27 protein-coding genes are annotated in these 21,325 nt (G+C 40.7%); 11 read left to right on the top strand and 16 right to left on the bottom strand.

Annotated features, from left to right (window positions below):
- The first annotated feature begins 13 nt into the window (after window positions 1-13).
- From F903_RS04735 to F903_RS04750, 4 genes are all read left to right on the top strand, one after another.
- Window positions 14-259 carry an RNA recognition motif domain-containing protein gene (locus F903_RS04735; protein WP_004668553.1) on the top strand — a complete coding sequence of 82 codons (246 nt, stop codon included), beginning with the start codon at window positions 14-16 and terminating at the stop codon, window positions 257-259.
- Window positions 260-265: 6 nt separating this feature from the next.
- The gene (locus tag F903_RS04740) at window positions 266-622 is read left to right on the top strand and encodes an ASCH domain-containing protein (RefSeq protein ID WP_005194987.1); all 357 of its coding nucleotides are present in this window, start codon (window positions 266-268) and stop codon (window positions 620-622) included.
- Window positions 623-697: 75 nt separating this feature from the next.
- On the top strand, window positions 698-1,201 hold the full coding sequence (locus F903_RS04745) for a DUF6586 family protein (protein ID WP_005194988.1): 504 nt from the start codon (window positions 698-700) through the stop codon (window positions 1,199-1,201).
- 113 nt (window positions 1,202-1,314) lie between these two features.
- Entirely contained in the window at window positions 1,315-1,593 is a 279-nt protein-coding gene (locus tag F903_RS04750; protein ID WP_004668558.1) for a hypothetical protein, read from the top strand.
- A gap of 58 nt (window positions 1,594-1,651) precedes the next feature.
- Here the strand turns inward: F903_RS04750 and F903_RS04755 are convergent, their stop codons facing one another.
- From F903_RS04755 to F903_RS04770, 4 genes are all read right to left on the bottom strand, one after another.
- Window positions 1,652-3,367, bottom strand: a complete 1,716-nt coding sequence (locus F903_RS04755) for a cation:proton antiporter (RefSeq protein ID WP_005194989.1) — start codon at window positions 3,365-3,367, stop codon at window positions 1,652-1,654.
- 239 nt (window positions 3,368-3,606) lie between these two features.
- A complete protein-coding gene (rpmG, locus tag F903_RS04760) occupies window positions 3,607-3,762 on the bottom strand; it encodes a 50S ribosomal protein L33 (RefSeq protein ID WP_003654787.1) in 156 nt (51 codons plus the stop codon).
- Window positions 3,763-3,774: 12 nt separating this feature from the next.
- Entirely contained in the window at window positions 3,775-4,011 is a 237-nt protein-coding gene (gene rpmB / locus F903_RS04765) for a 50S ribosomal protein L28 (RefSeq protein WP_004649871.1), read from the bottom strand.
- A gap of 167 nt (window positions 4,012-4,178) precedes the next feature.
- Complete coding sequence (locus tag F903_RS04770) at window positions 4,179-5,633, bottom strand: coniferyl aldehyde dehydrogenase (protein ID WP_005194990.1); 1,455 nt, start codon at window positions 5,631-5,633, stop codon at window positions 4,179-4,181.
- 122 nt (window positions 5,634-5,755) lie between these two features.
- On the opposite strand from F903_RS04770, the gene F903_RS04775 reads away from it, so the two are divergent.
- From F903_RS04775 to F903_RS04795, 5 genes are all read left to right on the top strand, one after another.
- Window positions 5,756-6,454 carry a TetR/AcrR family transcriptional regulator gene (locus F903_RS04775; RefSeq protein WP_004668564.1) on the top strand — a complete coding sequence of 233 codons (699 nt, stop codon included), beginning with the start codon at window positions 5,756-5,758 and terminating at the stop codon, window positions 6,452-6,454.
- 84 nt (window positions 6,455-6,538) lie between these two features.
- Window positions 6,539-7,402 (top strand): formyltetrahydrofolate deformylase, encoded by an 864-nt coding sequence (purU, locus tag F903_RS04780; RefSeq protein WP_005194991.1) that lies wholly within the window; start codon window positions 6,539-6,541, stop codon window positions 7,400-7,402.
- Between the two features lie 242 nt (window positions 7,403-7,644).
- On the top strand, window positions 7,645-8,403 hold the full coding sequence (locus tag F903_RS04785) for an energy transducer TonB (RefSeq protein WP_005194992.1): 759 nt from the start codon (window positions 7,645-7,647) through the stop codon (window positions 8,401-8,403).
- Between the two features lie 43 nt (window positions 8,404-8,446).
- Window positions 8,447-9,067 carry a MotA/TolQ/ExbB proton channel family protein gene (locus F903_RS04790; RefSeq protein WP_004668569.1) on the top strand — a complete coding sequence of 207 codons (621 nt, stop codon included), beginning with the start codon at window positions 8,447-8,449 and terminating at the stop codon, window positions 9,065-9,067.
- Between the two features lies 1 nt (window position 9,068).
- Window positions 9,069-9,473: an ExbD/TolR family protein gene (locus F903_RS04795; protein ID WP_005195002.1), complete on the top strand. Its 405-nt coding sequence runs from the start codon at window positions 9,069-9,071 to the stop codon at window positions 9,471-9,473.
- Window positions 9,474-9,529: 56 nt separating this feature from the next.
- Here the strand turns inward: F903_RS04795 and msrA are convergent, their stop codons facing one another.
- The 5 genes from msrA to thyA form a co-directional block, all read right to left on the bottom strand.
- On the bottom strand, window positions 9,530-10,054 hold the full coding sequence (gene msrA / locus F903_RS04800) for a peptide-methionine (S)-S-oxide reductase MsrA (RefSeq protein WP_005195004.1): 525 nt from the start codon (window positions 10,052-10,054) through the stop codon (window positions 9,530-9,532).
- Window positions 10,055-10,161: 107 nt separating this feature from the next.
- Complete coding sequence (locus F903_RS04805) at window positions 10,162-10,638, bottom strand: META domain-containing protein (RefSeq protein WP_005195006.1); 477 nt, start codon at window positions 10,636-10,638, stop codon at window positions 10,162-10,164.
- A gap of 126 nt (window positions 10,639-10,764) precedes the next feature.
- The gene (locus F903_RS04810; protein WP_005195008.1) at window positions 10,765-11,820 is read right to left on the bottom strand and encodes an Lnb N-terminal periplasmic domain-containing protein; all 1,056 of its coding nucleotides are present in this window, start codon (window positions 11,818-11,820) and stop codon (window positions 10,765-10,767) included.
- Between the two features lie 20 nt (window positions 11,821-11,840).
- Window positions 11,841-12,350 (bottom strand): dihydrofolate reductase, encoded by a 510-nt coding sequence (locus F903_RS04815; protein WP_005195010.1) that lies wholly within the window; start codon window positions 12,348-12,350, stop codon window positions 11,841-11,843.
- Window positions 12,351-12,371: 21 nt separating this feature from the next.
- A complete protein-coding gene (gene thyA / locus F903_RS04820) occupies window positions 12,372-13,214 on the bottom strand; it encodes a thymidylate synthase (RefSeq protein WP_005195011.1) in 843 nt (280 codons plus the stop codon).
- A gap of 171 nt (window positions 13,215-13,385) precedes the next feature.
- On the opposite strand from thyA, the gene F903_RS04825 reads away from it, so the two are divergent.
- The gene (locus F903_RS04825; RefSeq protein ID WP_005195013.1) at window positions 13,386-14,210 is read left to right on the top strand and encodes a YwqG family protein; all 825 of its coding nucleotides are present in this window, start codon (window positions 13,386-13,388) and stop codon (window positions 14,208-14,210) included.
- Window positions 14,211-14,257: 47 nt separating this feature from the next.
- On the opposite strand, the gene F903_RS04830 is transcribed toward F903_RS04825, so the two are convergent.
- The 3 genes from F903_RS04830 to F903_RS04840 all read right to left on the bottom strand — a co-directional run bounded on the left by F903_RS04830 (window position 14,258) and on the right by F903_RS04840 (window position 16,558).
- On the bottom strand, window positions 14,258-14,833 hold the full coding sequence (locus tag F903_RS04830; RefSeq protein WP_034594882.1) for a xanthine phosphoribosyltransferase: 576 nt from the start codon (window positions 14,831-14,833) through the stop codon (window positions 14,258-14,260).
- 132 nt (window positions 14,834-14,965) lie between these two features.
- Entirely contained in the window at window positions 14,966-15,679 is a 714-nt protein-coding gene (locus tag F903_RS04835; RefSeq protein WP_034594885.1) for a DUF3108 domain-containing protein, read from the bottom strand.
- A gap of 195 nt (window positions 15,680-15,874) precedes the next feature.
- Window positions 15,875-16,558, bottom strand: a complete 684-nt coding sequence (locus tag F903_RS04840; protein WP_005195017.1) for a hypothetical protein — start codon at window positions 16,556-16,558, stop codon at window positions 15,875-15,877.
- A 230-nt stretch (window positions 16,559-16,788) separates the two neighbouring features.
- Between F903_RS04840 and F903_RS04845 the strand changes: the two genes are divergently transcribed.
- Window positions 16,789-17,673 carry an energy transducer TonB gene (locus tag F903_RS04845; RefSeq protein WP_005195019.1) on the top strand — a complete coding sequence of 295 codons (885 nt, stop codon included), beginning with the start codon at window positions 16,789-16,791 and terminating at the stop codon, window positions 17,671-17,673.
- Between the two features lie 80 nt (window positions 17,674-17,753).
- On the opposite strand, the gene F903_RS04850 is transcribed toward F903_RS04845, so the two are convergent.
- The 4 genes from F903_RS04850 to miaB all read right to left on the bottom strand — a co-directional run bounded on the left by F903_RS04850 (window position 17,754) and on the right by miaB (window position 21,172).
- A complete protein-coding gene (locus F903_RS04850; RefSeq protein ID WP_005195021.1) occupies window positions 17,754-18,041 on the bottom strand; it encodes an antibiotic biosynthesis monooxygenase family protein in 288 nt (95 codons plus the stop codon).
- A gap of 11 nt (window positions 18,042-18,052) precedes the next feature.
- Window positions 18,053-18,538: an rRNA maturation RNase YbeY gene (ybeY, locus tag F903_RS04855; RefSeq protein WP_004668625.1), complete on the bottom strand. Its 486-nt coding sequence runs from the start codon at window positions 18,536-18,538 to the stop codon at window positions 18,053-18,055.
- A 61-nt stretch (window positions 18,539-18,599) separates the two neighbouring features.
- Complete coding sequence (locus F903_RS04860) at window positions 18,600-19,682, bottom strand: PhoH family protein (protein WP_005195023.1); 1,083 nt, start codon at window positions 19,680-19,682, stop codon at window positions 18,600-18,602.
- A 38-nt stretch (window positions 19,683-19,720) separates the two neighbouring features.
- Window positions 19,721-21,172, bottom strand: coding sequence for a tRNA (N6-isopentenyl adenosine(37)-C2)-methylthiotransferase MiaB (miaB, locus tag F903_RS04865; RefSeq protein ID WP_004668629.1), 1,452 nt, complete (start codon window positions 21,170-21,172; stop codon window positions 19,721-19,723).
- Between the last annotated feature and the right edge of the window lie 153 nt (window positions 21,173-21,325).

Consider the following 21,325-nt stretch of genomic DNA (forward strand, 5'->3'; position numbering starts at 1 on the left):
TTTAGGTTTTAGCATGAAAATTTTAGTTCGTAATTTAGATCGTTCCGTGACCGATGCAGAAGTCCTTGAGTTATTCAAACAGTATGGCAAAGTCGAATCTTGTGTCGTGGTGAAGGATGAGGCAACAGGAAAATCTAAAGGTTTTGGCTTTGTAGAAATGACCAATCCAAGAGAGGGTGTCAAGGCGATTAAAGGTTTAAATACCTTACGTGTCAAAGGTGTGGGCATCCGAGTGAAAGCTGCGGACGATAAAGCTTAATTCTTAATGTTTAAGCAATATGCAGCTTTATCTATTGTTGCACCGAACGGTGAGCGAATTGCACAAGGGCTTAAAACTTTAGAAGTTCGCTCATGGTTACCTGAGGAATTGCCGCTCAGAAATCTAGTTATCGTAGAAAACCAAAGCTATCTGTTGAAAGATGGCGATGAGGAAATGGGCAGATCGGTTGCTTTGGTTGACATTGAATCTGTGCATGCTTGGCAACAACATGAAGTTGAAGCAGCACAGGCATCTCGTTGGGCTGAAGGTTATTATGCTTGGGTGATCAGCAATGTTCGTCCTTTTGCTGCACCTGTAGCATGTATTGCAAAGCGTAGAATTTATCCTGTTGAATTGATGTGATGATCACTATTTGTTTAATCGCCAATTCGCTTTACAATTGCTCATGATTTAAATGAAATAAAATAGGGATTTAAGATGTCTCGTGTTGCTCGCTACCATGCCGATCGTACCAATCAAAAACTTTATTTTGCTCGACTTGCATGTCAACAGGCAGAGCAAACTGAACATATTCAACAGGCACAGGCTTATCGTGAAGCTGCGGTATTTCATTTGCATGGGGCGATTTTAGCGTTCTTGCAAGAATTGGTGCGTTACTACCGTCTCAATGATTTACAACCGACCTTTAAATCCATTGAAGCGCATATGGCGGATAAGGGTCAAGTCTCTCCAGAAATTTCAGTGTTACAGCATTTGGCAAAAGATGGTTTTGTGGCTGAATTAAAACGTGCTTATCGGATGTGCCAATATGCGCCAGAGCCGACTTCGCCAGAGCCAGAGAATGAAACCTCATCTAATTTGATCATTAAAGTGACTCAAAGCCCACAAGCATGGTTACCTGATGCCAAAATTTTGCGTGAATGGCATCGCGAGTTAAGTCACTTAATTGATGGTTTTCGTAACGAAATGGTTGAGTTCTAAGTTAAACCAGTGAGATACTTGAAATTCATGCAAACAGCACTTATATAAATAAGACGTGAGATCGCAAAGTGCACACGTGCTTTGCCACCATGATTGAAGCATGGAGAATATATATGTCAATGCAGCAGTTAAAAGAATTATTTGGTAACCAAGAAGCGGTGCTAGAATTGGTTCAACTCGAAGGTGGTGAGCTCGCGTTGCGTAATGCTGGTTCTGAACAAGAGCCTTTAGTAAAGATTCAATTTAGTGACGAAGTGAAAGAAATTCTTGGTGATCAAACTCCCGCAGTCGCTCAACATATGATTCAGGCGGCTTTATTTGGTTTGCTAGAAAAGCAAATGAATCAGTGGCAAGCGGAAGTTATGGATGAGCAGCCACCTCATTTAAGCTAATATTTATAAGCAAAAAAGCGTACTTGAGAGTACGCTTTTTTTATGGTATCTAAAGCGTTTAATAGCCAGTGGATTGGTGTGCCAGCTCGATCCGACTTAGGATGAGATGGCTCATATTCTTTGCCATTTCCTCTTTCGCATAGAAGACTTCACCAATATTTTCCTCTCGAATCACCGCCGCTTCTTCCTTGCTTTCAGCGCAAATCAAGACTTGGATTTCAGGATTTAACTGTTTGGAAATGTCGACGATCCGATGAATATCCAAAATATCCATGGGTGAAATGACCAACAAACGCGCATGTTGAATGTGTGCCTGAATCAAAACATTTGGTTCGGTGGCTTCACCACTAACCGCTGCGATGCCTTGAGTACGTAATCGTTCCACGATCTCACGATTTTCTTCGGCGATCACTACTTTGATATTTTGTTGTATTAGATTGTCACTAATGCGACGACCGACTCCACCATAACCAATAATCACCACCTGATCGCGTAAATAGTCTTGATCGACCTCATCAGGTAGCATCGCCAGTGGATCACTACTGCGCTCTAATAGACGTGCCAGATGCGAACGTTGGCGAATCCACTGTTGTGTTGGTTCGATAGCGGAGAAAATAAACGAGTTCAAGGTGATGGAAAATAATGCCCCTGCCAGAATCAGATTTTGAGCCTCTAGCGTTAGTAAACCGAGTGCAACACCCATCGTGGCTAAAATAAATGAGAACTCGCCAATCTGAGCCAGACTTGCACCTACAGTTAAAGCGGTGTTGATCGGGTAACGGAAGAACAAAACCAAGGCAATCGCTGCCAATGTTTTACCTACCATAATAATCGCAACCACAGCCAGAATATGTAATGGTTCTTCTAGCAGAATGCTTGGATCAAATAGCATCCCGACCGATACGAAGAATAAAATTGCAAAGATTTCACGTAAGGGTAGGGTTTCTTCTTCGGCTCGATGGCTAAAGTCAGACTCTTTCACCACCATGCCTGCGAAGAATGCACCGAGTGCCATCGAAACACCAAAAACGGCATAAGACCCATAGGCAATCGATACTGCGGCTGCTACTACGGTTAAGGTAAATAATTCGCGTGAACCTAGACGAGCGACAAATTGTATAATCATTGGGACAAGACGTTTGCCAACGATTAACATAAAGGCGATAAAACCAACGACTTTTAATAAAGTAATGCCAATGGTCATCCAAATACTTTGCGATGTATCTGTACCATGTAAAGCGTGTCCACCCAGTAGCACGGCGATAGCAGGCAAAAGCACCAATGCCAACACCATGACCAGATCTTCAACCAAGAGCCAGCCAACAGCGATTTTACCGTTAACGGATTCGAGTAAGCCTCGATCACCGAGTGCTTTGAGCAGTACCACGGTACTGGCACAAGATAAGCTTAAACCAAAGACGAGGGCCGAACCAAAGCTCCATCCCCAAAGCATGGAAACACCCACACCGAGTAAGGTTGCGACGCTGATTTGCAGAATTGCACCAGGTATGGCAATACGGCGGACTTGAAGTAAGTCTTTGATGGAAAAATGCATGCCCACGCCAAACATGAGAAACATGACACCAAGTTCAGCCAACTGATTGGCAAGTTTGATATCCCCCACAAAACCTGGGGTGTTCGGGCTAATAATAATGCCCGCAATGAGATAACCAATTAAAGGAGGTAAGCGTAAACGTGCTGCGATATAGCCAAAAATAAGCGCAAAACCAAAACCAACAGCAAGTAATATAATTAAACCAACATCATGTGGCATTAGAACTCCTTAATCGTTGCGGTTAAGGTATAAATAAATCAGCATAAAACATGCCAACAAGAAATCGAATAAATTGTAACAAGTAAAATAGAAATTGTTGATGACAATTTTTTTAATTATCAAAAAAAATCATGTAAATCTCGATTATGTTGCTATAAGCACAGTTGACTGTGGGGCTGCTACTTTTTTAGAGCAAAAAAAACGACCTCAAAAGAAGTCGTTTTTTAAAGAAACCAAAATTATTTAATTTTAGCTTCTTTGAAGATTACGTGTTGACGGATTTTTGGATCAAATTTCTTGATTTCCATTTTTTCCGGCATTGTACGTTTGTTCTTAGTCGTGGTATAGAAATAACCAGTACCAGCGGTAGAAACGAGACGGATTTTATCACGCATTGTTCAGACTCCTTAGATCTTTTGACCTTGAGCACGGAGATCAGCAACAACTTTCTCAATACCCAATTTATCAATAATACGCATACCTTTAGTGGTTAAACGAAGACGTACAAAACGTTTTTCGCTTTCTAACCAGAAACGGTGGTGGTGCAGGTTCGGCTCGAACCGGCGTTTGGTTTTGTTGTTTGCGTGCGATACGTTGTTACCAACGATAGGACGCTTGCCGGTAACTTGGCAAACCTTAGACATGGTGAACTCCATTGCTAGTTTTATAGCACTGTTTCGTGCAACTAGCCATTCAAGTAAACGGATGAAATCATTCAAGGGGCGTTTTATACCAAAAATACGATTAAAAGACAAGCGAAATTGGTAAAAACAAGGCATGAACTTGTTTGATAGGTCATGCCTTGATCAGCCTAGCGAAATAGTGTTTTCAAAAGCAGTTTGTGCGCCGCTTTATTATATGGCGGAAGAATGAATTTTAAACTATAAAGTTTAGGGCTTACAGGATTAGACATCATCGAGCGTTCGTGTGAGAAGCTAAAGAATCCTTCCTTACCATGATATTTGCCCATACCTGATGCACCGACACCACCAAATGGCAGGTCGTCTTGAGCGACATGAGTTAAGACTTGGTTAATACCAAAATGTCCTGAATGAGTACGCCCCGCAACATATTCTGCACGCGCACTGTCAACATCGAAATAATAGAAAGCCAATGGACGAGGACGACTATTAATGAATTGAAGCGCATCTTCGATGTGTTCATATTCTAAAATAGGCAGAATTGGACCAAAGATCTCATTCTTCATAATTTCCATGTCAGTGCTGACACCAGTCAATAAAGTCGGTGCTATTTTACGAGCTTCAGTCAAAGACTCATTCTTGCTGTTTAACTCAACAATATGAGCACCTTGCTTTTGTGCATCCTCAAGATAGCCTTGTAGACGGTTATATTGTTTGTCATTGACAATCGAGGTGTAGTCATTGTTGTCAGCTAAAGTTGGATACATGCTATTCACAAAGTCTTGATAATGCTTCGTGAATTCAGCCGTCTTACCTTTAGGCAAGAAGATATAATCTGGCGCAACGCAGGTTTGACCTGCATTCCAAAGCTTTCCAACCGCAATGCGTTGAGCGACATCACGAATATTCATGGATGAGTGAACGAGTGCTGGAGACTTACCTCCCAGTTCCAAAATAACCGGAACAAGGTTCTGAGCAGCAGCGGCCATGACCGTTTTACCGACAGAGGTCGAGCCAGTAAAAATCAGTTTGTCGAATGCAAGATGACTAAATGCATCTGAAATAGGACCGCCACCATTTACAACGGCAACTAATTCTTGAGGGAAGGCTTCTGAAAGCGCATTTTCGAGCGCATAACCAAAGTTTGATGATGCACTAGAAATTTTAATCATGGCATGATTGCCCGCAGCCAATGCACAAATCAGTGGGCCAACGGAGAGCAATAGTGGATAGTTCCATGGTGCAATAACACCAATGACGCCTAAGGGCTGATATTGTACCCAGCCTTTAGCTGGTTGGTGTAACATGCTGATATGTCGTTTAGATGGTTTCATCCATTCGGTCAAGTTCTTGCTATAGTATTTAATATGTTCTAAGCAGGTAAGAACTTCACCAATTTTGGTTTCCATAATGGCACGATTGCCATAATCTTGACTAATTGCATTCGCAAATTCATCTTGGTACTTTACCAAAATGTTTTTAAGTCGAGCCAAGCGCTCAATACGTTCTTTTGCGCTTGGGACAGGATGACGTTGGTAAGCAACTCTTTGCTGTTCAAGCAAATCATGTAGCCGTTTTACATCAACATGAGGTGTCATTGCGGTTGTTTTTGTTTGACTGTTCATAGGAGTAGACCAAAAGAAAACTTATTTACTTTTTCATTTTTAGAGTAAATACTCTAAAGTGTCAAGTCGCCTTGTGGGTTTGTTTTATAACTCATTGATAATCTTATAGATGGTTGAAAACGATGTCGAATGCTAAACCGAACAAAACTAAAGACAAAATTTTGCAGATCAGTTTGCAGCTATTTAATGAGCGTGGCGAGCGTTCCGTCACGACCAATCACATCGCGGCCGAACTCGGTATTAGTCCAGGCAATTTGTATTATCACTTTCGTAATAAGCAAGAAATCATTAAGGAACTTGCGCTGCAATATCAGGCTGAGACCTTAGGTATGTTGGCGTTACCTGATGATCGTCAACTCAATGCCAATGACAAGATTAGTTATTTTCAGGTGTTAAGCAATCAACTTTGGGCTTATCGTTTTATTCATCGTGATGTTTATCATCTTGTTGAAAACAATGATGATTTTAGGAAAATTTATCCCCGATTCGCGGGGCAGGTCATGCAACAAGGGCAAAGAATCTATCGTGCATTCGTTGATGCTGGGTTGATGAAAATGACTGATTCTGAAATTGAAGCGTTGATTATCAACTTATGGATCGTGCTGACCAACTGGACCAATTTCCTCTATATGTCAGGTCATATTAGTGACAACAACCACTTAGAAGAAAAGTGGGTATGGCAAGCATTACGACAAATGTTGTTTTTAGAAGGACCTTATTTAATGGGTGAAAGTCGTCAGACTTATGAGCTGTTACTTCAATCGCTTGGCCCCTCTGATCTTTTTGCAAGCTTGTCAATGCTTAAAAATGATGGCGGGTAGGCGACAGCTATTTAGTCCGTGACAAAAAAGCGTTAGAATGCTCGGCTTGATTTTAATTTGATTTGAATAAGTGATATTAACCACATGAACACGACTACTGCCCATACAGCACGATTACTGATTACTTGTGAAGACAAGCCAGGCATCGTGCAAGCTGTATCGAGCTTTTTGTATCATCAGGGAGCAAACATTACCGCACTTGATCAGTACGCAACAGAAGCTCAAGGCGGACGTTATTTTATGCGTGTTGAGTTTGAGTTGGATCATTTGCATTCTCGCAAAGAAGCTTTGATGCAAACCTTTGCTGCGAATGTTGCTGAACGTTATGGGATGCAATGGAAACTCGCCTTTGTAAATGAATTGAAAAAAGTCGGGATTTTAGTCTCTAAAGTTGACCATGCTTTGCTTGAGCTGTTATGGCGTCATGCGCGTGGTTCATTGGAGTGTGAAATTACCCATGTGATTTCAAATCATGAAGATTTGCGAGAAGCGGTTGAGAATTTTGGTATTCCATTTACCGTGATAAAAGTGACCAAAGACAATAAAGCGGAAGCTTATGCGCAAATCAATGAGATGATGCAAGGCAATGATTTACTTGTTTTAGCACGTTATATGCAAATTTTGAGTGAAGACTTCGTCGCTAAATGGGAAATGAAGATCATCAACATTCATCATTCATTCTTACCTGCTTTTGTTGGCGCGAACCCATATAAGCAAGCCTATGAAAAGGGTGTGAAATTGATTGGTGCAACCGCGCATTATGTCACTGCGGACTTGGACCAAGGGCCAATTATTGAGCAGGATGTTGAGCGTGTTAGCCATGATTATAACGTTGAACAATTACGTGAGTTAGGCGAAGATGTTGAACGTAATGTATTGGCACGTGCAGTCAAATGGCATTTAGAAGACCGTATTATTGTCGATGGAAATAAGACCGTCGTTTTCTAATAGACCTAAAGCTCTATGTCATAAGAAAGAACATGCCGATCGGCATGTTTTTTTACCACACGGTACTGTTATGTTATAATATTGCTTTTTAAATGGGTTGAGTTATTAATTTAATTCATATTCACAAAAAAATAGTTGCAAATGAAAACACTTCTCATTTATTATTGCAGCACTTTAATTGTTCTATCCGATGTGTGTGATCGTTTTTTTACGAACACCATCTATTAGGTACTTTGATTTTTATGAGTCCATCTCCTGCAGCATTCAACACGTCAAGCCCGATGAAAAAGAAAATCATCACTGCCTTAGTTGCAGTTGTGATTGGACATGTGGGAGTTTTGTGGGCGGTTAGCCACATCAAAACGATTGAGTTGAAACCAATCGAAAAAGAGCCGCTTAAGGTTAAATTCGTTAAAATTAAAGAACCTCCAAAAGCTGAACTCCCTAAACCTAAAGAGACACCAAAGCCTGAACCTAAGAAAGAAGTGAAAGAGGTTAAAATCGTTGAAAAACCATTACCTCCACCACCGAAGAAAATTGAAAAAGTGCAGCAAGTAAAAGCTGAAGCACCTAAGCAAGTGATTCAAAAAACCGAACCAAAAGTTGAAACGAAGATTGAAACGACAGTTGTTAGTACAACTGTAACGGAAAAGGTGGTTGAAAAACCAAAACCTGTTCAAGAAGCCGCTAAACCTCAAGCTGCTGCTGATCCATCACCAAAAAGTGTATCAATTGGTGGTGCTGGTATCCAATGGAGTCGTACACCGAAGCCAACAGCAACTGCAAAAGACATGGAAAACCAACCACGGTCTGCTGTGGTCGCGATTGAAGCAGATGAGAAAGGAAAGATTACTAGTGTTCGTATTGTACGTAGTACCGGATTACCTGCATTAGATGAAAAGCTGGTAAGGCAGGTTCGAAGTGGAAGATTCAAACCGTATATGGAAAATGGCGTTGCTTATCCGATTAAAGCAGAGCTACCATTAGATTTAACCCTTTAAAAGATTTAAGCCTTAACGGCTAACTTTAATTAGGAGTTCGAGTATGAACTTTTCAGTTTATTGGCAACATGCAGATGCAGTGAGTAAGACGCTGTATTTCATTCTTCTTGCAATGTCGATTGCGACGTGGACGATTTTTATTCTACGTATTTTAGGAACACGCCAATTAAAACAACAGGCTTATGCTCAGCTTGCTCAGGCTTTGACGACGCTTAAAGCGAAGTTACAACCATTAACTTTTGAGCAGCGTAAAGCAGTCGCTGAACAAGCCCTACTGCGCCAAATCTCTGCTGAGAAATCACAAGCAGAAAAAGGCGTATCAGTACTTGGGACAATTGCTTCACTTGCACCGTTCGTTGGTTTGTTTGGTACAGTGTGGGGAATCTTCCATGCACTTGTGGCGGTCGGTAAAAGCGGTCAGGCTGGTTTAGCACAAGTTGCGATTCCTGTCGGTGAGGCGTTGATCATGACGGGTCTAGGTCTTGCGGTGGCGATTCCTGCGGTATTGGCTTACAATATCTGTATGCGTTTCAACCGTGGTTTGGCACATGATTTACAAGATCAGGCACATGGCTTGTTGATTGATACCATGTTGCAGCAAGAAAGCACCGCAAAGACTGAAACTAAAGCGACTCAACAAAGTTTAGTTGGAGGTCAAGCTTAAAATGGGCTTTCAATTGGGTGAAGATCACGACAGTGGCATGAATGAGATGAACCTCATTCCTCTGATCGATATTATGTTGGTATTGATGATTATCTTTTTAGTCACGGCAACGGTTGCTAGCCCATCAATTCCATTGAGCTTACCAAAGACAACGGCTGAAATTATAGATCCGCCACCAAAAGCAATTACCATTAGTATTAATGCGAGTGGTGCGGTGGCTTGGGATACGCAAATTATTAGTTTAGATGAGCTAGAACAGCGTTTCCAAGAGGCAGGTCAAGCAGAGAATAAACCGACTGTGCAACTACGCGCAGACAAAGAATCAAAATACGATACAGTTGCACAAGTGATGTCTCGTGCCAGTGAAGCAGGCTTAAGTAATATTGCTTTTGTTAGTGAAAATTAATTTAATTCAGCCTGATAAAAAATTGAAAGCAACGCCAAGCGTTGCTTTTTTTATGTCTACTCGGTTTTGAGTAAATCCATAAACTTTGCCCGCAATTTAGAGAGCTTCGGCGGAATGCTAAAGTTGCAATAGCCTTGTGAGGGATTGCGCGCATAAAAATTTTGATGCTCATCTTCAGCAGGATAAAAGATCGGGGCAGGACTCAGTTCAGTGACAATATTTAAGCTTTCATCTTCCAAACTTTGAATCACCTGCTCTGCAAGTTGTTTCTGTTCATCATTAAAGTAATAAATAACAGAACGGTATTGTGTACCGATATCGTTGCCTTGACGGTTCAATGTGGTTGGATCGTGCGTGGTGAAGAATACATTTAGGAGCTGAGTGTAGCTGATTTGTTGTTCATCAAAATCAATGAGTACAACTTCAGCATGTTGTGTCGTGCCCTGACAGACTTGCTCATAACTTGGGTGTTGAACAATTCCGCCAGCATACCCGCTGACCACTTTTTCAACACCTCTGAGTTGTAGAAATACAGCTTCTACACACCAAAAACATCCACCACCAAACAGTGCCTGTTGCATAAAGTTCCCCAATTTTTATTTTTTAATAATGTGTCTAAAGTAAACCAAGTGCTCAAAAAGTAAAAGCCCGTGTTTGAAACGAACTTTTACTTTTTTATAATAAAGCATTAAGGCAATGGTTGAGTCACTGTCATGAAACTGACGAGGGCTTTGCCAGAACTGTCTAAGAATTGAAGTTCGTGTCCTTTGATCTTATAGCTTGCAGTATTGGTTAAGGCGTCGGAATATTGACGTGAGAGGGTTGCATTGTCATTGCCGATACAAGCCATTTTGGTCGATGCAATTGGACCAAGTTGTAACTGCTTGGCATTACTTTCAAAGCTACCAAAAATCTTGTTACAACCATCCGCACCAGAGAAACGTTTTGCTTGAGCATCCAATTGGATCGATGGTTGTTTACCAGAGAGCGCATTGCTTTCGATCTCAACACCATTAATCTGTGTCGCGACCCACGTACGATTATATAAGCCGATACTTTCTTTTTGAGATGCATTGGATGAGGTATGCAGCGATTCAGTGCCTGCACAACCAGACATGACAACCGCAACCGCCAAAGTACTAGAAGTTAACAATGTTTTTAACATAAAAATTGAAATCCAAGTCGTTGTGTTTATATGGCTATGATTTAAATCAATATTGATGTAGAAGGATGGTATGTAGCGTATTCTTTTGTAAATATTAATTCATTTCTAATAAAACTAGTATGAGGTTTATTCAGTTTTAGGCAGGCCAGTACGAATAACGGCCGAAAAAAACTCGCTACTTTGATTGGGTTGTTTAGCGTATTGTTCTGAACGAGGGTTGATATGAGCCAGTTGATACCACTCTTTCATACTGTAGTTTTGATTCAGTGCTTTCAGATCATGTAAATAATTGGGTAAATAGCCCGAAGCCAAAAGGCGGTAATCTTTCGGCAATCTGTGTGGGTTGATGGCCTGTGCCATGTCAAAAATGAGGGTGGTACAGTTACTGGTTAGCGTGTTGTACCATTTTGCTTCAGCACGCAATTCATCTGCTTTATTTAGATATTCAATAAATAAAGCCTTGCGCTCATCAGCAGGCATTTTGATGGGGAATAGATAGACTTGTTCGTTACGAATATTACTTCGTGTATACACAATATCTTTTTCATCAGAGGCTATCAGGCTCAGCTCATATTTACGAAAGAAACCACCAATTGCTGAAAATGATTCGCCCTTTTCCTTACGGATTTCAATCGAAAAGACCAAGGGTTTTTGGTCTGAGAAATCGAAACTTACTAGCGTATGGGCGATCTGTGGTCCCATCCAGTATGATGCAATGACATTAATGCCGGTAATTTTACTCAGGTCAACAGTGCGGTTTTCCCAACGAACATCATAACTGCCGTCGGCATGCCAGTTAAAATTGCGAACATGATGTAATGTAACAATATCGCCATGCTTCTCATAATTGAATTGTTCTGCAACCTCAGGATCCCATTCACGATCTTGTCTTGCATCTAATGAGAAATACCAAAGCAGTGAACAAGCAAATGCACAACAATAAAGAATAATGTCAGTGCGCCGACTAAAAATATGACCACTGATATAAAAACCAATTAAGCTGAGTGCAAATAAGACCCAAAGCAGTATGATCAGACGACTAAAAACACTGCCAAGGGGTTGTTGAATCCATAAAGCAAGACACAACCATGCACTTGAAAGGATCACGAATAGGGTAAAAGTACTGTGTAAGAGTCCTATCCCTAGCGCAATGAAAAACTCACGTGATCCAATGTTATGCATAACAATTCGCGATCCATTTTTTATTTTTGATAAGTTGCAAACTCAAAGGTGATATTTGATTTTTCATCAGTATGTTGTTCTGAGTTTACTTTATGAAAGTCCTCAGAGATTTTTGGATAATGAGCATCGCCTTGTACATCTAAATCCACATGAGTGAGTTCCAGACGATCGGCAATCGCAAGTGTTTGGTTAAAAATCTCTCCACCCCCAATAATAAATAAGGATGCTTTTTCAGAGTGTTGTACGTCTGTAAGTGCAGCATTTAATGCATCTTCGATGCTATGCGCCACCTTAACCCCATCAAACTGCCAAGATGGGTCACGAGTAATCACCCAGTTCACGCGATTTGGCAGTGCTCGTCCCATGGATTCAAGGGTCTTTCGGCCCATGATCACCACGCCGCCTTGGGTGATGGCTTTAAAATGTTTAAGATCGGCAGAAATATGCCACGGTAGTGCATTGCCTTTACCTATACAGTTTTTTTGGTCCATTGCCACAACGTGTACAACTTCAGTTCCTTGCCATGCCATGTGGTGTTCTCTCTAAAATAATTAAACTGCGACAGGTGCTTTAATTGCAGGATGTGATTCATAGCCTACAATTTCAATATCCTCAAATTTAAAGTCGAAAATATCGTTGATCTCTGGATTGAGTTTTAATTGACATAAAGCTAATGGCTCACGAGAAAGCTGTAATTGCGCTTGTTCAAAGTGATTGGCATATAGATGAGTATCACCACCTGTCCAGACAAAATCACCAACCTCTAAGCCACAGACCTGCGCAATCATATGAGTGAGTAGGGCATAGCTGGCAATATTAAATGGCACACCTAAGAAGACATCGGCACTTCGTTGATAGAGTTGGCATGACAGTTTGTTATCTTGTACAAAAAATTGAAACAGGGTATGACAAGGAGGGAGTGCAACTTTCCCAGCCTCGTTTGGATTCCAACCAGATACGATTAGACGACGTGAATTTGGATTGGTTTTGATTTCATTTACCAGCCATTTGATTTGATCAAAACCATTTTGCTGATAGCTACCGTCGTCACTTTGAGTCGCGCCAAAGTTGCGCCATTGGTGTCCATAAACAGGACCGAGTTCGCCTTCAGGACGACCAAAACGAGCAGTTTGTTCTGCGGTTGCCCATTCATCCCAAATTGAGACTTTGTGGTCTTTTAGATATTGCACATTGGTATCACCCTTCAGGAACCAAAGTAGTTCAATCACAATCGAACGAAAGTGGACTTTCTTGGTGGTTAATAAGGGGAAACCTTTGGAGAGGTCAAAGCGCATTTGATGACCAAATACTGAACGTGTCCCAGTTCCTGTGCGGTCTCCTTTGTCGCCGCCATTGTCGAGAATATGTTGTAAAAGGTCTAAGTATGTGCGCATCGTCATTCCTATCGCAGATTTTGCTTGGGCTAATCTTATCAGAATTTATGTGATAAATAATGGGGCAATTGAGCGTCACTAACTGTCGCAGTACAGACTTTGTTCTCTATTTTAATTTAGCTTCTTGTTTTATATTAAGTTCTATAAATAGCGACATGGATAATCAACAAAATGAAACTTCAACCTGAGAATTTACCGAGTACTTTGCATCCATACTTAGAAAAAATTTCAGCAACTATGCTGCCGACTGTCACCATGCAGCTAACACCAAGTGATGATTTAACTTTATGGCAAAGTAAGATTGGTGGGCAGCCTTATTTACCGCTAGAGGTCGCGTATCCGGTTGACTCGGATGGCAATCCATTGGTTTTATTGGCGCAGTTCAATTTTGCTGAAACTCCAAATTTACCTCATTTTCCAGACACGGGAATTTTGCAGTTCTATATTGCTGCCGATGATTTATATGGGATGAATTTTGATGACCAACAGCAGCAATCAAGCTTTAAAGTTTTATATTTTGATCAGATTATTGAAGATTCAACACACTTAAAACAGGATTTTTCCGAGCTTGAATTTGATGAAGATGCTTATTTGCCTTTTACTGGACAGTATTCGATTGAATTTCAGCATGCTGAGCAGGTCATTAGTCTGGAAGATTTTGCTTTTGGAAAGAAAATTCTCAATGTTGATGAACTTTACGATTTTGAAGATCAATTCGAGGGGGGCGATTTCGAAAATGATTTTATTGAGCCTTACCATGAATTGCTTTCTGCAAGCGGGCATCGATTAGGTGGCTATCCATTTTTTACACAAAGCGATCCACGTGGCTATAAGGAAAATATTCAAGACTATATTTTGCTATTTCAATTGGATACGGATGATGCCGAAAACGATATTATGTGGGGGGATTCTGGTGTCGGCAATTTCTTTATTCACCCAGAAGATTTAAAGAAAAGAGATTTTTCTAAAGTCCTCTATAACTGGGACTGTTGCTAAATAAAAAAGCGGATGAGTGATCATCCGCTTTTTCTGGATATTGAATCTTATTCAGTTACAAAAGTTACTTTGCCATCGACTAAAGATTTAACTCGCGCCAAAGATTCAACACGATAGCCTTTTTCAATGAGTAAATCACGACCGACTTGGAATGATTTCTCAATCACGATACCAACACCGACCACTTCAGCATTCGCTTGATGGATCAAATCAATCAGACCAAGTGCAGCTTGACCATTTGCCAAGAAGTCATCAATCACCAGTGCTTTATCACTTGAGTTGATGTGCTTGTTTGAAATCGCAATAGTACTTTCAGTTTGTTTGGTAAATGAAAACACTTTAGAACGGTAAAGATCATCTTTAAGCGTTAATGATTGGTATTTACGAGCGAAAATCACAGGTACACCGAGTTCTAGTCCAGCCATGATTGCTGGTGCAATCCCTGATGCTTCGATGGTAATGATTTTGGTAATACCTGCGTCTTTAAAGCGAGCAGCAAACTCTTTACCAATCAACTGCATAAGCACAGGGTCGATTTGGTGATTTAAGAAAGCATCAACTTTTAAGACTTGATCAGATAGAACGATACCTTCATTTAAGATTTTCTGTTCTAAAGCGTACACGGGAGAATCCTCTAAAACGGATGCTTTTTCAAGCAAAGGCATATTTTAGAAAGCATCGAAAAAATTGCAAGCCAAAATTACAGAGTTTGGTGATATTTCACATAAGTTTGCGATATCTGGTTGCTTTAGCGATTAATTGGATTTACCTGAATAGCCCGTTAATAATAGCCCATAAGATGATTTGCCATCATTGTGCGCCATTTTTACTGGAAGATAGTCAAGTTGTGGTGCTAACCAAAATACGGTATTGCGTTCAGGCTTGTCGTGTTGCATCACGACTTTAATCGTATTAAAGGTACCGTAATTGGTCTTGATCGTTTCGGTTCCTTGTCTTACAAAGCGACGATCATCCAATGCTTTTGCATCGGCGATTTGGTATTTGGTTCTGAGGGTATTGTTTTTCAAATCTTCACGGATTTGCAGCTCAGCATTGAGTTCATCTAATGCGCCTGCTTGCCATGCAAATGAGCGAGATTTGTCATCTTTTTTAGTGTTGATGACATTACTGTTCGGGTTGAAGTTAATATTCATTGTATTGTTGTGGATTAAAATTTTGCTACTGCGACTAAATTTCTGAGAAATAATTTTATTGTCGACAAAACCAAACTGACTGGTTTCAGACGCTGAAGCAATGCCACCCGCTTTCGCTGTAAATTGATAGGTCCAGTTGTTGCCTTGTTGAGACAAGGTACGAGTAGCTGAACCTAAGTTTTTATTGTTGTAGCTAAATTGATAGCTTGCTTGGAATGGTGTCATTGCCAAAGCATGGCTCGATAAGCTTGCACACAAGATTGCAGCGGAGCTTACGGTGGTGATACCAAGAACTTTCGATAATTTCTTTGTCATAATACGATGTCCTTTGAGTAAATACATCATGCATCACTCGCTTATCAGGAGGATTTATAATTATTATGCCTGTAGATTGTGAAGAAAAAATCAGGCTTTTTACTCAGCACTTGTTAATTTTCGTATAGATCATGGTGTTATATGTTTTATTGGCGGCAAGAACCTAGAGGTTACTTGCCTGATTTCGAGTGAATCTTATTTTTTCTTTAAGTTCTTTTGCAGGATGGGCGTCACCGTGGTGTCTTCTATATCCTCATCATCAAAGCGATCATCATCCGATGGATATAACATTGCAGCAAGATTGACATTGCCCCATACAATCAGTTCTGCTGGACGAACCCGAGCACGATTGACGTGGACTTTACTGAGTGTTTCGATAATGCTTGGTTTTTTGCCAAACCAGCGATTTAAATCAAGATATAGCAAATCATCTTTAACGGTCACAATTTCAAAATGCGCTAAAATCTTGCCTAGAGGATCTTCTTCTTTGAATTTTTGATAGTACCAAATGGCAATATAGAAGCCCCATTTTTGGAAGATATTTTTAAATTTTGCTTCGATGACTTGGGTATTACTAATTTGCTCAAACACCATTAATTGTACATTTTGATTCATTTCCATCTGAATTAGTTTTAAGTCTACAGAAAGTGTGGTGTGTAAACCTTTAACATCCAAAGTGGTATACAAGCGTAACCAACCATCATACAAATCCGCATGTAGGTCTTGCATCATCTCTACATTTTCTGTGACGTAACGCTCCATGGTTGCATTCACAAATACTTGTGAAAGTGGAAATTCTCTTTCTTCTTCGATGAATTCTTCAGCTTTTTGGTAAACTTTACGTAGACGTTTAACGACGGATGAGAGTAGCGCTTGCATAAAAGTTGTTCCAGAAAGTGAATGGTTTATTCGCCATCTTTTATTAACTAAAAAATAAAATTAAATTTGTAGCTTGCAGTGTAGCAAAATTAATTGCTACATTTTCATAAAATGAAGGTATGGAAACACTGCAACCATAAGTGGATCACATTTTTCTTAACTTTTGAATATTGGTTTGGTTTTTATACGGTGAGTGCCGTTGGGGATGCGACTTTTGTCGCTTAAATACCATGTGGAATAAAATAAATTTTCGTACTGAGTTGTCTCATCATTGGTGGCAAGATCCAATTTTCGTTGGGGCTGTTGCTTTAGCGATGCTATTACATGGTGGCGTACTGGTGACTCAGTTTGCGATGCCATCTCCATCGGATACTTCGACCAAAGAAATCGCGGTCTCAGTTCGCTTGAGTCAAGAAAAAGTTAAAGATGCAGATTTTCTAGCGCAAACTGATCAAACTGGTTCAGGAGACTTTCACAAAGCACATCGTATGTCGAGTGATATGCCATCACCGATGCAAATTGATGCAACAGCAGGTGAAAACGAATTGGAGAGCCTTGAAACGATACAACAAAAGCGAGAGCTAAAATTTGAAGAAAAAGTGCTGATGACCGTACTCAGTTGGCAGAAACAAGCAGAGCAAAGTGAGCGTAAAAAAGCTTTAGAAGAATTGCAAAGTCAGTTCCAAGCAAAAGCAGCGATGGTGGCAAGCTTAGAAGCGCAATATTTACAACGACAACAAAATTTCAGCCGTAAACAACGTATTAAAACGGTTGATGGTATTCAAGCCAAACAAGATGCATCAGCGGCTTATTTGGATAAGTTCCGTCAAAAGGTAGAATTGTATGGCAATCGCTATTATCCAGATGCAGCCAAGCAACAGCGTTTAGCGGGCGAAGTTCGCTTAATGGTGATTTTAAATGCACAGGGTGGTATTCGTGCCATCCGTTTAATTGAAAGTTCTGGACACCCGATTTTGGATGAGGCAGCGCGAGCCTCGGTTCGTCGTGGCGCGCCATTTGGCGCATTTGATGCCGGTATGAAAGAGATTTCGGAATTACGTATCATTCGGACATGGCGTTTTGATCCCGTAGATGCCGAGTTTGAAGTGCATTGAGTTGATGAATAGTAAAAGGCAATTGAAGTGGACTTAAATATGGAAAATGTGGATAAGTTATTCATTATCCACAATCCAATTTAAGCTGAGTAGGAGCGTTCTACTTTGCAGATCTCAACACTAAAGCTTTGATACCATTTTTCTTTACCTAGATGCTGAGCAACTTGATGTTCTGCATCTTGTTGCCAGCGCTTTATATCTTCCAAGCAATTCCAGTATGACAGCGCAATTTCAAAACCATTTTCACTACATGCTTCAAACTTTACACAGTTAAATTCCGCTAAAGCTTTATTTCTTAGCTTTTGCGCCATTTCTGAATAAGTTGCATCAAGTTGTTTAATCGTGGCTTTAAAAATGACGATATACATAGATACTTTACTCAGATCTCATCGGCTTGGTATGGGTTTGCAACCCCGAGCTTTTTAAGAATCGCGATTTCCAAAGCTTCCATTTCTTCAGCATCTGTTTCATTGGTTTCGTGATCGTAACCCAATAAATGCAAAACACCATGAACAAGTAGGTGAGTGAAATGTTGGTTCGGTGTTTTTTGTTGCTCAGTGGCTTCTTGTAAAACCACAGGAATACAAATAACCAAATCACCCAGCGGCTCTGCATCCAGTAGGTTAAGCATTTCTTCTGGGATATCACTTGGAAAAGACAGTACATTGGTCGGTTTGTCTTTTTCACGATATTGCAAATTCAGCTCATGGCTTTCAGCAACATCTACACAAGCAATGCCTATTTCGCAGTCAACCTCGAAACCAACATGACGTAATGCAGTTTCGAGCTGTTTTTTGATTTGACCACGTTTTAGGGGGAGTTCAGCTGTTTGAAAGTCTTGTTGAAGACTTAGATTGATTTTCAAAAATAGATCCTTAATTAATCGTCCTCACCCCCACTGTTATAAAGCAGGGGTGAGGTTTTTCTTAAATGTGTTGTGCATCTGCTGCGGAGTCATTCTCTGCAATCAGCGCTTCTTGTTTGGCTTTACGTTCGGCACGGGCTTCAGCGGATAAACGCTGTTGCTCACTGTCCCAGCCTTCGTAAGCTTCAACAATCTTTTGTACCAATTGATGACGAACCACATCACGAGAGTGGAAACGTGTGATATGGATTTCATGTACATTTTCTAGGACACGCAAAGCTTGTGCTAAACCAGATTGTTGACCACGCGGCAAATCAACTTGCGTGACATCACCCGTAATGACAGCACGAGAACCAAAGCCCAAACGAGTGAGGAACATCTTCATTTGTTCAGGCGTGGTGTTTTGCGCTTCATCTAAAATCACAAAAGAGTGGTTTAAAGTACGACCACGCATATAAGCAAGCGGGGCAACCTCAATCACTTGACGCTCGATCAGTTTGGCGACTTTCTCGAAGCCAAGCATTTCATATAAAGCATCATAAAGTGGGCGTAAATATGGATCAATTTTTTGGGTTAAATCACCGGGTAGAAAACCAAGTTTCTCACCTGCTTCGACAGCAGGACGAACCAATAAAATACGTTGGATTTCATTACGTTCCAGCATATCGACGGCAGCAGCAACAGCTAGGTAAGTTTTACCTGTACCTGCTGGACCAATACCGAATGAAATATCACTTTGTAGGATACGTTGCACATAGCGTTTTTGGTTTGTGCCGCGAGGATTAATTCGGCCTTTACGGGTCTGGAAATAGACATCTAAGGGGGTCTCATCTTGATCTATTCCTTCACCGACCAATTCGAAGTCTCGGTCGGTTTGGGAGGATTGGATCATAAGATGGAGTAAATCAGCACTGACTTGTTGTGATGTTTCAGACTCCGCATAGAGCCGTTGCAATAATGCTTCGGCTCTTTCGACCGTTTCAATCTCACCGTCGAGGTAGAAAGCATCGCCTCGGTGAGTAATTTTGACATCTAAACGTTGTTCGATTTGTTTTAAATGCCCGTTATACGCACCGAGCATGCTTTTCAAGCGTTCCATTGAAATCTCAGGGAACGTTACTGTACGTCGAATCGCTGCAGTCAAGAGAAACCCTCTTATTGACTTATGAGAATACCTCTACATTACGCCACGTCAGGTTCAAGATTCAAGAGTTCACCATAAACTAAATTTAAAGTTTTAATTTCAGTAATCTCAATTTCTGCGAAACGTCCAACCCAAGTTGCATCACCGATAAAGGCAACCAAACGAGTATTGTCCGCTGTTCCCATTAATACATTTGGATCTTTATCAGATACTTTTTCAATCAGCACACGTTCGATTTTACCCAGCATGGCATCGGTTTTATCTATGCTCGATTTTTTAATCACTTGCTGCACTTGTGCTAAACGATCTTTTTTCACTTGATCTGGTGTGTCATCAGCGAGGTCAGAAGCAGGTGTGCCCGGACGTTTTGAATACACAAAACTATAAGAATGGTCAAAATCTAAGTCTTTAATAAACTGTAAGGTTTCAGCAAAGTGCGCATCAGTTTCACCCGGGAAACCAATAATAAAGTCACTGGATAAGTGCATATCTGGACGGACTTTACGTAGTTTGGCGATTTTATCAATATACACATCAATGGTGTGATTACGTTTCATTGCTTGGAGTACATCATTTGAACCGCTTTGTACAGGTAAATGCAAATGCGACACCATTTGTGGTAAGTCACGGTAGCATTGAATCAGTTCATCAGAAAATTCAAGTGGGTGAGAGGTGGTATAACGCAAACGTCCAATTCCAGGGATTTCAGCCACTAGGCGAAGTAGTTCTGGGAACGTACAGATATCACCCTCAAATGTTTCACCACGATAACCATTGACGTTTTGACCAAGCAAGCTGATCTCACGTACACCTTTTTCTGCGAGTCCTGCAATTTCCGCCAAGACATCATCCAGTGGGCGAGAAACTTCTTCACCACGAGTATAAGGAACGACACAAAATGAACAGTATTTAGAACAACCTTCCATGATCGACACGAAAGCTTTAAAGCCTTCCACGCGTGGTTCTGGTAGAAAGTCGAACTTTTCAATATCTGGGAAAGAAATATCAACCAGTTTAATTTTATCTTTTTTCGGTTTTTCGATTTGGGCCTGATGCTGATCAAGCATTTGCGGTAACCGATGTAGGGTCTGTGGACCAAAGACCATATCGACATAAGGTGCGCGTTTCTGAATGTTGTCGCCTTCTTGCGATGCAACACAGCCACCAACACCAATCACGAGATCTGGATTCTGTTCTTTGAGTTTGCGCCAACGTCCCAATCCGCTAAAAACCTTTTCTTGAGCTTTTTCACGAATAGAACAAGTGTTCATCAGTAAAATGTCAGCTTCTTTGGGATCAGTGGTCAGTACATAACCGTGTGAATCGCCGAGTAAATCTGCCATACGGTGACTGTCATACTCATTCATCTGACACCCTTGCGTTTCAATATAAAGTTTTTTAATTGAAACATCAGTGGTGTGCATTGGCTGGGTAACAGTGTTTTCTGAGGCAGCTTTTAAAGCACTTGGAATGAATGTTTGAACCGTCATGCAGGCTCCTGAACAAGGTGAGTTTGAACAAAGCGCGGATTATAGCAGTATTTTTGTATGTGCGGAGAGAATAAAAAACTGACAAAAAAAGACAGTTTGTGATGAAAATTGTATAAGCGTTAATGAATATGAATCAGTAAGTTACATAACACA

The sequence above is a fragment of the Acinetobacter sp. NIPH 298 genome (assembly GCF_000369505.1).
Taxonomy (GTDB): domain Bacteria; phylum Pseudomonadota; class Gammaproteobacteria; order Pseudomonadales; family Moraxellaceae; genus Acinetobacter.